We start from the raw sequence: 12,703 nt of genomic DNA, 5'->3' as shown, positions 1-12,703 counted from the left end.
GCGTGACCTCAACCTTAACTAGGTTGTGCGGCGCTATTCTTTTCTTCGAAAAGAATTTGGAGCGACACACGAGGTTCGAACTCGTGACCTCAACCTTGGCAAGGTTGCGCTCTACCAACTGAGCTAGTGTCGCATTCACAACGTTTCCGTTGTTCAGGGCTGCGAATTATAAGAGCATTTTCTTATGATGCAAGCCCTTACTGGCAAAAAATCTTTTTTTTTTTTTTTGACGAAAAATAACGCAAATATGGCGTATTAATCACAAAAACTGGTTAACACGCCATCAGCAAAAAATGCCGTTCTGAAAATTAAATACTGAATATGGTCTTACGGTAGTACTGAAGCTCAGCAATAGACTCACGAATATCATCTAAAGCCAGGTGGCTACCTTGCTTAGAAAAGCCATCCAATACTTCTGGCTTCCAACGGCGAGTCAGCTCTTTTAGCGTACTGACATCCACATAACGGTAATGGAAGTAGGCTTCCAGCTCAGGCATATGTTTATAAAGGAAGCGGCGATCTTGCCCAATACTGTTGCCACAAATCGGAGATTTACCTTTAGGCACCCACTTTTCCAAAAACGTAATGGTCTGTTCAACCGCTTCTTGTTGTGTCACTGAGTCATGACGTACTCGCTCGACCAAACCGCTTTTGGTATGTGTGGTGGTGCACCATTCATCCATTTTAGCCAATTCAGCTTCTGATTGATGAACAGCCAACACTGGGCCTTCAGCCAAAATGTTCAACTCACTATCAGTCACAATGGTGGCAATCTCGATAATTTTGTGAGTTTCAGGGTCTAAGCCTGTCATCTCAAGATCAACCCAAATCAAGTTTTGATCGCTAAAAGACATAAATACGTTGCCTATATTGGTTTGCAGATAAAAAAGGTACTATACCCAAATTCAGATCCCCAAGATACCTTTGGACATTGGATCCAAACGGTATGATTTTGAGTAAAATCTCAACGTTGGATCAAAACGTATCATAATCATGAAGTAGATAATCGTGGCAAAGAAAAAGAAGCTGACGAAAGGTCAAGTACGACGCGTTCGTAATAATCAGAGTAAACGACTCAAAAAAGAGGACACAGTTTCGTGGGATGAAGCCATGCTCGGCACCGCAAAAACTGGGTTAGTGATTACTCGTTTTGGCCAACATGCCGATGTTGAAGATTTAGAGACTCACACCATCCACCGCTGTAATTTACGCCGAGGCATTGAAACGCTGGTCTCAGGAGATCGTGTTATTTGGCGACCTGGACTAGAATCGATGGCGGGTATCTCTGGCGTTGTCGAAGCGGTTGAACCGCGCAAATCGGTTCTGACTCGTCCAGATTATTACGACGGTTTGAAACCAGTAGCGGCAAACATTGATCAGATGGTCATTGTGTCATCCGTACTACCGGAACTGTCACTCAATATCATCGACCGTTATTTGATCGCTTCAGAAACCGTGAATATTGCGCCGCTAGTGGTACTGAATAAGATTGATTTACTCAGCGATGAATTGCGTAACCAATATCAAGAGTCGTTACGTGTGTACGAACGCATTGGCTACAAAGTGCTTTTTGTCAGCAAAAAAAGCGGTGAAGGGATTGCTGAGTTAGAAGCGGAACTTGGCGGACGGATCAACATATTTGTTGGTCAATCTGGCGTTGGTAAATCCAGCCTAGTGAACGCATTAATGCCAAATTTGGAAGATGAAATTGAAGAAGGTGAAGTTTCTCAAGCATCTGGACTTGGTCAACATACCACCACTGCGGCTCGCTTGTATCATATCCCTACAGGCGGTGATTTGATCGACTCGCCGGGAGTGCGTGAATTTGGTTTATGGCACTTGGAAGCTGAAGCGATCACTGAAGCCTTTGTCGAATTTCGTCCCTTCTTAGGCGGCTGTAAGTTTAGAGACTGCAAACACGCTGACGATCCGGGTTGCTTATTACGTGAAGCGGTGGAAAAAGGTGATATTAGTAACACGCGCTTTGAGAACTACCACCGAATTTTAGAAAGCATGTCGGAAAACAAAGCTAACCGCCAATATTCGCGTAACAAAAAAGCGGATTTATAAATAGCATCGAGTTTTACCCCGGCAAATGTCCGCAGACTTGATCGATAAAATTTTTATCTGTCGCCATCGAATAATCCGTAAGCAATGGTGACTAACTGCTGACATGGTGAGAGTTTTTCAGTAACATCTCGCGCCCAAAGTGAAGAACATACAGTTAACATTGGAATCAAAGACAATGGATAAAATTAAAGTTGGACTGCAATACTGGATCCCACAACATGGCTTAACACGCCTGATGGGTAAACTCGCATCAGCGAAAGCTGGCGGTCTAACCACTGCAGTCATTCGTTGGTTTATTAAACAATATAATGTCAACATGGATGAAGCTCTGCATTCAGATCCTAGCCATTTCAAAACATTCAATGAATTCTTTGTTCGTGAATTGAAAGCCGATGCTCGGCCAATCAGTGACGGTGATAGCTTAATCACCCATCCGGCCGATGCTTGCGTTAGTCAATTCGGGCCGATTCAAGATGGCAAGCTGATTCAAGCGAAAGGCCACCATTTTACAGCGGTAGAATTGCTCGGTGGTGATGCCAAACTGGCGCAAGAGTTTGAAGATGGCGAATTTGCCACGCTTTATTTATCACCTCGCGACTACCACCGCGTACACATGCCTTGCGATGGCGTGTTACGTCAAATGATTTATGTACCGGGCGATCTTTTCTCGGTTAACCCACTAACAGCCGAAAATGTACCGAACCTGTTTGCTCGCAATGAGCGCGTGGTGTGTATTTTTGATACTGAGTTTGGCCCAATGGCACAAGTGCTTGTCGGAGCGACCATTGTTGGCAGTATTGAGCTAGTTTGGTCAGGGACTGTCACGCCTCCGCGCGGCAATACCGTTTATCGCTGGGATTATCCAGCCCAAGGCAATACCTCTGTTGTACTGAAAAAAGGACAAGAGATGGGTCGCTTTAAGCTAGGCTCAACGGTGATTAACCTGTTTGCAAAAGATAAAATTCGCTTTGATGAGTCTATGCAACACAATGCTACAACGGTTATGGGTACTCCATACGCACAGCAACGTTAATCGCCATCTCTTAATGTTCCCTGCAAAATGCGTTAGCTCTGCATGTTCAGAGCTAACGCCTCTAGATATTTCGCTTTTTTTCTTTATTGATAAAAAACAAAGCTGCTGCATATTCCTTCGCTAAAACTCAAAATTTCAAGCCGCGTCTAAGACCTTCATTCACATATCATTTACGCTAGTTACTTCAAGTTAACCTAATGAAGGTCATGTGATATGCCTACCATGAATACGGGAATGCTGATAAAGCTTGCGATCTGCTTTTTGCTGCCCATCGGTGTTTTACTGATGCCCATTGATGCAATACCGATTGATGACTTAACCTTAATTCAACATCGATTACTGGCTATTTTTTTATTGGCTGCTCTGCTTTGGGTATTAGAGCCAGTTCCTGTATTTGCCACCTCCATTTTGATCATTGCGCTCGAATTGGTGATGATTTCAGATAAAGGCTTGCATCTCTTTCGTTCGCCACCCGCTGGACATGATATCGGCGAGCTGATGAAGTACACCGATATTTTCAGCGCTTTCTCTTCACCGATTATTATCTTGTTCATGGGCGGCTTTGCACTGGCGATTGCTGCTTCTAAATATGAACTGGACAACAACTTAGCCCGAGTTTTACTCAAACCTTTTGGTACTCAACCCCGCTTTATTATGCTGGGGCTAATGTTGATCACTGCGGTATTTTCTATGTTTATGTCCAATACCGCGACTACTGTGATGATGCTGGCGCTGCTCGGGCCGATCGTCGCTTCCGCTCCAAAAGGGGATTTAGGCATCAAGGCCTTAGTGCTCTGCATTCCGATTGCAGCGAACACCGGTGGTATTGCCACGCCTATCGGTACGCCACCCAATGCGATCGCGCTGCAATATCTCACCGGAAGCAATAGCATTGATTTCTTTTCTTGGATGATGATGGGCTTGCCGTTTGTGATTATTCAGCTCACGTTAGCTTGGTTTTTGCTACAAAAACTGTTCCCCTCTTCAGAAAAACAGATGGTGCTAAAACTAAACGGAACATTCCAAAAAAATTGGCGTGCAATCGTGGTCTACATTACTTTTGCTGCCACCATAGTGCTGTGGATGACCACCTCTCTACACGGCATGAACACCTATGTGGTATCTATTATTCCTTTGGCGGTTTTTACACTCACCGGCATTATGGGTAAAGAGGAACTGAAACAGATCAACTGGGACGTCTTGTGGCTAGTGGCTGGCGGGATAGCGATTGGCATTGGGCTAGATAAAACAGGGCTCGCTTCAGCATTAGCTCACGCGATTGATTACAGTTCTCTATCGCCTATCTCGGTCGTCATCACCCTGTCGCTCGTTTGTTGGCTCATGGCAAACTTCATGTCCAATACCGCGACCGCTAACTTACTCATGCCGATCGCCGCCGCGATTGGCACATCCATGGAAAGCTTGGCCAGTATTGGTGGTATACAAAGTTTGTTAGTGGTTGTCGCCTTTTCTGCCTCACTGGGTATGATTTTACCTGTCTCAACACCACCGAACTCACTGGCCTATTCTACCGGGCTTATTGAGAGTAAAGACATGGCCAAAACAGGTCTGATTATTGGCGTTGTTGGCTTGTGCATTGTCTATGCTGCCGCGCTATTACTGACCTAACCTTTGGTCACTGCGACTTGCATTGAGCGTCAAGACTGAATGCAAGTCGCAAGATGAATCATCTCTATCTAAAACTCAGCAAAAATGACTCAACTGGATGAGTAATAATCGAGCGCGATCATATTAATCAACATCATATTTTCGTAGGATTAGCCTGTTTTAGTTATTCATTTATCTGAAGAACCATGAAAAGACCTCATCATTTGGCTGCAAATAAGCACAGGTGCCGTTAATTCATCTTTTTTCCGTTCTGATCTATCGACACGCTGTTGTCAAACCGTTCTAGGGGCATAACCCATGAGACATACCATCAAATTTAAAATTCAAGTGGCGATCGCCATCATCATCGCAATCGTCAGTGGCGTCCAAGCTTGGATCTCCGTCAGTCAATTACAGCAAGAAACGACCTATGCCATTAATAGTGAAATGGAAAACACCAGTCTTGCTACTCGCCATTACATCAGTGATTGGCTTGGGATCCGCAGCAATATGATGTTGGCCAATGAACCTTTTATTGCCAATAATAACAATGCTGACCAAGCGTTACTGGTGACTAAAAAGAGCGGTGATTTTCTTTCTGTTTATGCTGGTTTTAGTGATGGCAGCATTGCTTATGGTGATAAAACCGAAGATTGGCCAAGTGATTATGATCCAAGAACGCGCCCTTGGTATAAAGATGCAATGGCACAATCAGGGCTTATAATTACCGAACCCTACCAAGATTTTGATGGCAGCATCGTGGTCAGCTTCGCCAAAGCTTTTAAAGGTCAAAAACAAGGCGTACTCGCCGCCGATTTAACGGTAACCAATCTCATTAAAGAGGTACTGAGTGTTAAACTCGATAACCAAGGCTTTGCGTTTCTGGTTGATGGCAATAACAATATTGTCGCCTATCAAGATGAAGCCTTAAGCCAAAAACCTTTAACCAATTTAAACAACGAATTAGATTCCCAGCATATGGCCAGCTTAGCCCGAGAAAATCGCGTGGATACCATCGCTTGGCCAAAGCAAGGCAACAAATTAATTTACGTCTCACAAATACCAAATACCGATTGGTTACTGGGCATTGTGGTAGACAAAGAGATGGCCTACGCCTCGGTTTCTGAGCAAATAACCTTTACCGCCATTGCCTCTTTAGTGCTCTACATTATTATCGCCAGCATCAGCACTTGGGTTGTAACCCGCTTACTGCAACCACTGCAGGTATTGTCGAACGCTTTAGCGCAATTAGCGCAAGGAGAAGGCGACCTCACCCAACGCATCGACATTCGACGCATGGATGAAATCGGTGAATTGGCCGAGAAAGTGAATCTCTTTTTAAGTCAAATGCAGGAGATGCTGAAAGGGATCGTCAGCCGTAGCCAACAACTTTCCCAGCAAGCACAAGATGCCAATGACCTTTCTGCTCAAGCTTCCATGCGAGTTGAGCACCAACAAAATGATGTCAACCAAATAGCCACCGCGATTCACGAGATGTCGGCTACCGCCGCTGAGGTGGCTAGCCATGCCGAACTAACGGCTAGCGCGTCACAAGCATCGGCCTCAGCTTGTGATGACGGGCAGGCGGTTATCAAAAAGAATCGAGATTCCATTACTCACTTAGCCAATCAGGTCGATAGTGCGGCCAAAGTGATCCGAGAGTTGGAGAGCAATGCTCAAAGTATCAACCAGATCCTATCCACCATTCAAAGTATTGCCGAACAAACCAATCTGTTAGCACTCAATGCAGCGATTGAAGCGGCCCGCGCAGGTGACCAAGGCCGTGGTTTTGCTGTGGTCGCCGACGAAGTTCGTGTGCTAAGCCAACGTACGCATGGCTCAACGGAAGAGATCCGCACCATGATTGAAACCTTGCAGCGCAATACTCAACATGCGGTCGAGAATATGGAAGCCAGCACCAAACTGGCCGACCACAGTGTTGACTATGCCGAACAAGCTCACGACAGTTTAGTGCGGATCACGCAAGCCATTACCGAGATCAATGATATGGCCTTGCAAATTGCCAGTGCCGCTGAAGAGCAGCGAGCTGTCAGCGAAGACATTAGCCGCAATACACAAGGTATCAAAGACGCTTCTGATGACCTTGCAAGCCAAACTCAGCAGAGCAGCCACAGCGCTCATGAAATGCATTTATCGGCAGAAGCCATGCGTAACGATATTCGCCGCTTCAAAGTATAAATCCTCTTGGCTTGCCTCTTTTAATCGCATTGAGGCAAGCCCATAAATTCCCTTTGTTTTCCCCTAGCGCTTAAGGCATATTGAGATCCTTCCCTCGTTCAAGGATGTTTACATGGGCTACGAATGGCTCGCGCTTGCTGCCGCGTTTCTTTGGGCAGTAGCCAGTTTACTGTCTGTTACTCCCGCTCGCCATTTAGGAACCTTTGCTTATAGCCGTTGGCGCATGGGCTGTACTTCTCTCATTTTAGTGAGCATGGCGCTGGCAACTGGCGGCTGGGCAACGGTAAACAGCGAGATGGTAACACCCATGATGTATTCGGGGTTGATTGGCATATTCATTGGCGATACGGCGCTGTTTGCGTGTTTAAATCGCATGGGGCCAAGACAAGCGGGTTTGCTCTTTTCCTGCCATGCCGTTTTTTCGGCCATTCTCGGCTATTTTTTATTCAGCGAAAGCATGAGCCATGCAGAGCTAGTGGGCGCGACTTTTGTCTTTTCAGGCGTTCTAACGGCCATCTTTTTTGGCCGCCGAGGGCAAAATCATAATGCATTGGAAGCAATTAAAGGCCGAGTATGGGTTGGCATTGCACTTGGCCTTATCGCGGCTCTATGCCAAGCATTGGGTGGGATCATCGCCAAACCCGTGATGCAAACGGGGATCGACCCCATCGCCGCTTCCGCGATTCGAATGCTCACCGCCTTCACCGCACACTGCTTACTGTTGGCTACTGGTGCAAAATTAGCACGCGCCACTCAAGCCATTACGCTACCCATTTTTACCATTACTGCCATCAACGGTTTTCTTGCGATGGCGGTCGGAATGACGTTAATTCTCTACGCACTGCGTGAAGGCAACGTGGGTATGGTGGCCCTGCTCTCCTCAACCACGCCCATCATGTTGTTGCCTATTTTATGGATGTATACCAAACAGCGGCCCAACCGCTTCGCTTGGTGCGGCGCACTGTTTGCCGTGCTTGGGACGGGAATTTTAGTTTATTAAATGGCGCTAAAAGGCACCGATGTTGATCAATAGGCTACCTTTATAGGCATTGATAGGGAGAATCATTGATCTTAACCTACTGCAATCGCTTCAAAGTGTAGTAAAATTACGCTAATTTCTGTTTAAGTTACTTTGAATTTGACGAGGTCATAACTATGTCAGCTAAGAAGCCAATGGCTTTAGTAATTCTTGACGGTTGGGGTTACCGTGAAGATAACGCACACAACGCAATCAGCAATGCACATACTCCAGTCATGGATAGCTTAATTGCAAACAACCCAAACACTCTGATTTCTGCTTCTGGTATGGATGTAGGTTTACCGGATGGTCAAATGGGTAACTCAGAAGTCGGTCACACCAATATCGGTGCTGGTCGTATTGTTTACCAAGACCTGACACGCATTACTAAATCAATTCTTGATGGTGAATTCCAACAAAACGAAGTGTTAGTCAACGCGATGGATAAAGCCATCAAAGCGGGCAAAGCGGTTCACCTATTGGGGCTAATGTCGCCAGGTGGTGTTCACTCGCATGAAGATCATATCTACGCTGCCGTTGAAATGGCTGCTGCCCGTGGCGCTGAGAAAATCTACCTCCACTGCTTCCTTGATGGCCGTGATACGCCACCACGTAGTGCCGAAGCCTCATTGCAACGCTTCCAAGACCTATTTTCTAAATTAGGTAAAGGTCGTATCGCCTCACTGATTGGTCGTTACTACGCCATGGATCGCGATAACAACTGGGAACGCGTACAAAAAGCTTACGACCTATTGGTTGAAGCCAAAGCAGAATTTACTTTTGATTCCGCCGTGGCAGGCCTTGAAGCCGCTTACGCACGTGAAGAAAATGATGAATTTGTTAAAGCGACAGAAATCAAAGCTGAAGGCCAAGACTCTGCTGCGATTGAAGATGGCGACGCCGTGATTTTCATGAACTACCGCGCCGACCGTGCACGTGAAATTACTCGTGCCTTCATACCAGATTTCAACGGGTTTGAACGTGCAAAGTTCCCAGCAATTGACTTTGTAATGCTAACCCAATACGCCGCCGACATTCCTCTGCTGTGCGCATTTCCACCAGCATCACTAGAAAACACCTACGGTGAGTGGCTATCAAAGGCGGGCAAAACTCAGTTGCGCATCTCTGAAACAGAAAAATACGCGCACGTCACCTTCTTCTTTAACGGTGGTGTTGAGAACGAATTCCCAGGCGAAGAGCGCCAATTGGTTGCTTCACCTAAAGTGGCAACTTACGATCTGCAACCGGAAATGAGCGCGCCTGAACTGACTGAAAAACTCGTTGCGGCAATCAAATCGGGTAAATACGATGCGATTATCTGTAACTACCCGAACGGCGATATGGTTGGTCATACTGGTATTTACGAAGCGGCCGTGAAAGCATGCGAAGCGCTTGATGAGTGTATCGGAAAAGTGGTTGAAGCGATTAAAGAAGTCGATGGCCAGCTACTGATCACAGCAGACCACGGCAATGCAGAAATGATGGTGAACCCAGAAACAGGGGGCATTCATACCGCACATACCAATCTGCCAGTGCCGCTTATCTACGTCGGTAGCAAAGATCTTAAGCTAAAAGATGGTGGTAAGCTTTCTGACCTAGCACCAACGATGCTTGCTCTATCGAACATGGACATCCCTGCAGAAATGTCTGGTCAAGTGTTGTTTAAATAACTCACCAACCACGTGATGTTGAGCCTCGATAAATATCGAGGCTTTTTTTCGCCCAAGAACTCGATTTGATTGCAAGTTTTGACATAGGGCTTTCGCCTCGCGGATGGCTTTGAGTATACTGACTCACTAATTTGTCGATAGAGACTTGAAAACGGATGAGAAACAAGCCTTCACCACACCTAATTACTATAACGACTTGGTGGCATGCACTTAGCCTAGTGATGGTGTTAGGGCTAGCTTGCCTCTCCAGCTCACCGTTAATGGCTGCCACACAACAAGAGCTAAAAGGGGTGAAAGGCGAAATTTCTCGTCAGCAGCAAGCGTTAAATAATCGACAAAAAGAGCTCGATTCGTTGCAAAATGCGCTTAAAAAGCAAGAAGTAGGCATTTCAAGTCTAGAAAATCAGATCAAAAACACCAAATCAGAATTAGTAGTGGCTAACGCTAATATCGCTAAACTCAAGCAAAAGATCACGGCCTTAGAAACACAACAAACACAGCAAACCGCCAAATTAGCTCAACTGATCAAAACCTATTACGCCACTCAGCGAGCGACAGCCTCATCCAACATACTCAATAATGGCGTGGAAGAAGATCGCATCAGCCAGTATTACCAACACTTAGCTAAGGCACGCAGCCAAACCATCCAACAGCTTGAACTTACGCAAAAAGAACTCAATGAAAGTGAAAAACAGCTGCGACTTGAACGAGACCAAATCGCCTCTCTATTAGAACAGCAGACCCAAAAGCGCGCTACATTGGCAAAAACGCAGTCAGAACGACGCAGTACAGTGGGTAAAATTCAAAAAAGCATTTCCGGTGATAAAGTCTACTTAGCGGAATTGCAACGCAATGAAACGCGATTACAAGCGGAAATCGCCAAAGCAGCAAAACGTAACGCTGTGCTAATGGATGGGTTAGCACCGCAAAAAGGCAAGCTACCTTGGCCAGTCAAAGGTAAAATCCTGCATGCTTTTGGTACACGTCAAAGTGGACAAATTGACTGGAAAGGTCTAGTCATTGACGCCAATTATGGTCAAAACGTCAAAGCGGTTTATTCTGGCACGGTCGTGTTTGCTGAATATCTACGTGGTTATGGGCTGGTGGTTTTGCTCGATCATGGCAAAGGCGATATGACCTTATACGGCTTTAACCAAAGTTTGCTCAAAAAAGAGGGCGATAAAGTCACCGCTGGTGAAACCATTGCTTTAGCGGGCGACACTGGCGGTCAATCTCAGCCAGCGCTCTATTTCGAAATTCGTCGCAACAGTAAAGCCGAAGACCCAACACGCTGGCTCAGTCGCTAGCAAAACACATTCATCACCCAGTTAATCCGGGCGAGCGTTAGTGTGATGAATAGTACGCTTCTACTTGAGTAATGAATTGGGTCAATTGTCTTTTATCCAACGAATTAATACCCGCAGCTGCTTCTCGCCCGCCTCCGGTTGCAAAGGCGCTGCATAACCTATCCGCTCCCTGTTTATTGGCTAATGGAGCACGTAGCGAAACGGTATAACCACCCGATGAATTTACCGTTAAAACCATATGTGCCGCGGCGGGTGCTTGATTGGCTAGCCAATTACTAAACACACCACTCACTCGCTGTGATGATGCACAATCTGGCAGCTCGTACACGCTCAAACAGGCACTTTTATAGATAGGCTCTAACGACTGAGCGAGCTGCATATCTTGCTCATAAGCGTGCTGCAAATGATAAAAAGGGGAGTTGTCATCCTTCATTAAATCAAACGGTGAAGGATAAACTAGCAAGGCTTGGTACAAATCAGCGGGGTGATAATGAAGCTGCTCTATCGTCTCTCCATAACCGTTATAGTTAATCAAGGTGCCTAAGTTTTTTAGTTGTTCAGCTTGAGTGGTAGTTAGCCCCGCGTTGCGCGCTAAAGTATCCGCTTTAGCAATCAAATTATCGCCATAAGCTGCCACAATCGCCCACTCATGGAACGGACCACCTAACCACTGATCAATAATTAATGCCGTACAAGTATTAGGGTCCAAATCAATATGGGCGTCAAGCAGCGGAGTCTCGGGGATTGAGCCTGCATAGTGATGATCGGCATAAAATACCGTCACCCCCGCCGCAAGAGCCTGCTGTAAAGGTTGCTGATTCTTCTCCATCGAAATATCTAACACGGTCAGACTATCTCGGGATTGAAGATTAAGACGCTGGAGCAATTTGATATCACGCTTAACCCCAGTAACTAGGGTCGTCGTGCGAGGGTAAGCAAGCCGCAGCTGAAGAAGAGAGATGATGCCATCAGCATCACCGTTAAAAACGTCATAGTGCATATCAACACCACCCTTAGAGATGTATAGCTAAGAAGCTAACAGCTTCAAAGGATTAAGAACAATACTCAAAGGTTATAACTAAGCACAGATTATGATGCGTGCATCGCCCGCACACCTTCCTCTAATAATAGAAGCTGTTCAAGACCTTGTTCCGTTGCTTTGGGTTTAACGACTGCGATCATCTGTAGCATGCCTTGATGAATCACTTGCTCGGTGATCTGCGTTTTGGAAAACATCGCTGACTGATAACTCAACCAACACGAGGCCGTCATATGGAGAGTGGTCACTAAAGATTGCATATCTTCTTTTCCGACAGACAGCAATTTCAGCTCAACAAAAGCGTGCATAATATTAATGAGATTAGTTTGCAGCTTTTCTTGTACTTGAATGTACTCACCATGTAGTACTTCATCACGCTGCAGGATTTCCGGTAAATTGGCATAGAAAAAACGGTATTTCCACATCAAAGTGAAGATCGAATCAAGATAATGCTTTAACAGAGTTAAGCTTTCGCGCTGTGCCGCAATCGGCTGAAAACGTTCGAGTAACTCTGCTGAATAGAGAGCAAAAATATCACGAACAATTTCTTGTTTATTACGAAAGTGATAATACAAATTACCTGGGCTGATTTCGATATGTGCTGCGATATGGTTAGTGGTCACCGTTCTTTCACCATGTTCATTAAACAGCGCTAATGCAGCATAAACGATCTTATCTTTGGTCTTCATCTTGTCTTATTACCTCTTTACCTCTGTGAACCTGCTCCTATCAAATAACAGGATGAGAGTGAGAAACGGT

Annotated in this window: 10 protein-coding genes and 1 tRNA gene; 7 read left to right on the top strand and 4 right to left on the bottom strand. The window is 45.7% G+C overall.

Translation table 11 applies throughout. The features are described from left to right. Nucleotides 1–57: 57 nt before the first annotated feature. Nucleotides 58–133 (bottom strand) — tRNA-Gly (locus tag AACT18_RS12155). A 175-nt stretch (nt 134–308) separates the two neighbouring features. Beyond that, the gene (orn, locus tag AACT18_RS12150; protein WP_010318948.1) at nt 309–854 is read right to left on the bottom strand and encodes an oligoribonuclease; all 546 of its coding nucleotides are present in this window, start codon (nt 852–854) and stop codon (nt 309–311) included. Between the two features lie 154 nt (nt 855–1,008). Between orn and rsgA the strand changes: the two genes are divergently transcribed. The 7 genes from rsgA to AACT18_RS12115 all read left to right on the top strand — a co-directional run bounded on the left by rsgA (nt 1,009) and on the right by AACT18_RS12115 (nt 10,905). Then, on the top strand, nt 1,009–2,070 hold the full coding sequence (rsgA, locus tag AACT18_RS12145) for a small ribosomal subunit biogenesis GTPase RsgA (protein WP_013857936.1): 1,062 nt from the start codon (nt 1,009–1,011) through the stop codon (nt 2,068–2,070). Nucleotides 2,071–2,245: 175 nt separating this feature from the next. After that, nucleotides 2,246–3,103, top strand: coding sequence for an archaetidylserine decarboxylase (asd, locus tag AACT18_RS12140; RefSeq protein WP_013857937.1), 858 nt, complete (start codon nt 2,246–2,248; stop codon nt 3,101–3,103). 213 nt (nt 3,104–3,316) lie between these two features. Next, nucleotides 3,317–4,732 (top strand): SLC13 family permease, encoded by a 1,416-nt coding sequence (locus AACT18_RS12135; RefSeq protein WP_064624225.1) that lies wholly within the window; start codon nt 3,317–3,319, stop codon nt 4,730–4,732. Nucleotides 4,733–5,029: 297 nt separating this feature from the next. Next, nucleotides 5,030–6,910 (top strand): methyl-accepting chemotaxis protein, encoded by a 1,881-nt coding sequence (locus AACT18_RS12130; RefSeq protein ID WP_094124806.1) that lies wholly within the window; start codon nt 5,030–5,032, stop codon nt 6,908–6,910. A 112-nt stretch (nt 6,911–7,022) separates the two neighbouring features. Continuing rightward, nucleotides 7,023–7,910, top strand: a complete 888-nt coding sequence (locus AACT18_RS12125) for a DMT family transporter (RefSeq protein ID WP_013857940.1) — start codon at nt 7,023–7,025, stop codon at nt 7,908–7,910. A 155-nt stretch (nt 7,911–8,065) separates the two neighbouring features. Next, nucleotides 8,066–9,598 (top strand): 2,3-bisphosphoglycerate-independent phosphoglycerate mutase, encoded by a 1,533-nt coding sequence (gpmM, locus tag AACT18_RS12120; protein WP_013857941.1) that lies wholly within the window; start codon nt 8,066–8,068, stop codon nt 9,596–9,598. Nucleotides 9,599–9,819: 221 nt separating this feature from the next. Next, nucleotides 9,820–10,905 carry a murein hydrolase activator EnvC family protein gene (locus AACT18_RS12115; protein WP_231140426.1) on the top strand — a complete coding sequence of 362 codons (1,086 nt, stop codon included), beginning with the start codon at nt 9,820–9,822 and terminating at the stop codon, nt 10,903–10,905. Nucleotides 10,906–10,942: 37 nt separating this feature from the next. Here AACT18_RS12115 and AACT18_RS12110 read toward each other — a convergent pair whose 3' ends face one another. Together AACT18_RS12110 and AACT18_RS12105 are read right to left on the bottom strand one after the other, a co-directional pair. Next, the gene (locus tag AACT18_RS12110; protein ID WP_013857944.1) at nt 10,943–11,905 is read right to left on the bottom strand and encodes a hypothetical protein; all 963 of its coding nucleotides are present in this window, start codon (nt 11,903–11,905) and stop codon (nt 10,943–10,945) included. 89 nt (nt 11,906–11,994) lie between these two features. Next, nucleotides 11,995–12,633 (bottom strand): TetR/AcrR family transcriptional regulator, encoded by a 639-nt coding sequence (locus tag AACT18_RS12105; protein WP_013857945.1) that lies wholly within the window; start codon nt 12,631–12,633, stop codon nt 11,995–11,997. Nucleotides 12,634–12,703: the final 70 nt, after the last annotated feature.

The organism is Vibrio sp. V04_P4A5T148, from assembly GCF_963875605.1.
GTDB classification, from domain to species: domain Bacteria; phylum Pseudomonadota; class Gammaproteobacteria; order Enterobacterales; family Vibrionaceae; genus Vibrio; species Vibrio anguillarum.
The sequence above is the reverse complement of the archived record's forward strand: the minus strand, read 5'-3'. Positions and strand labels throughout refer to the sequence as shown.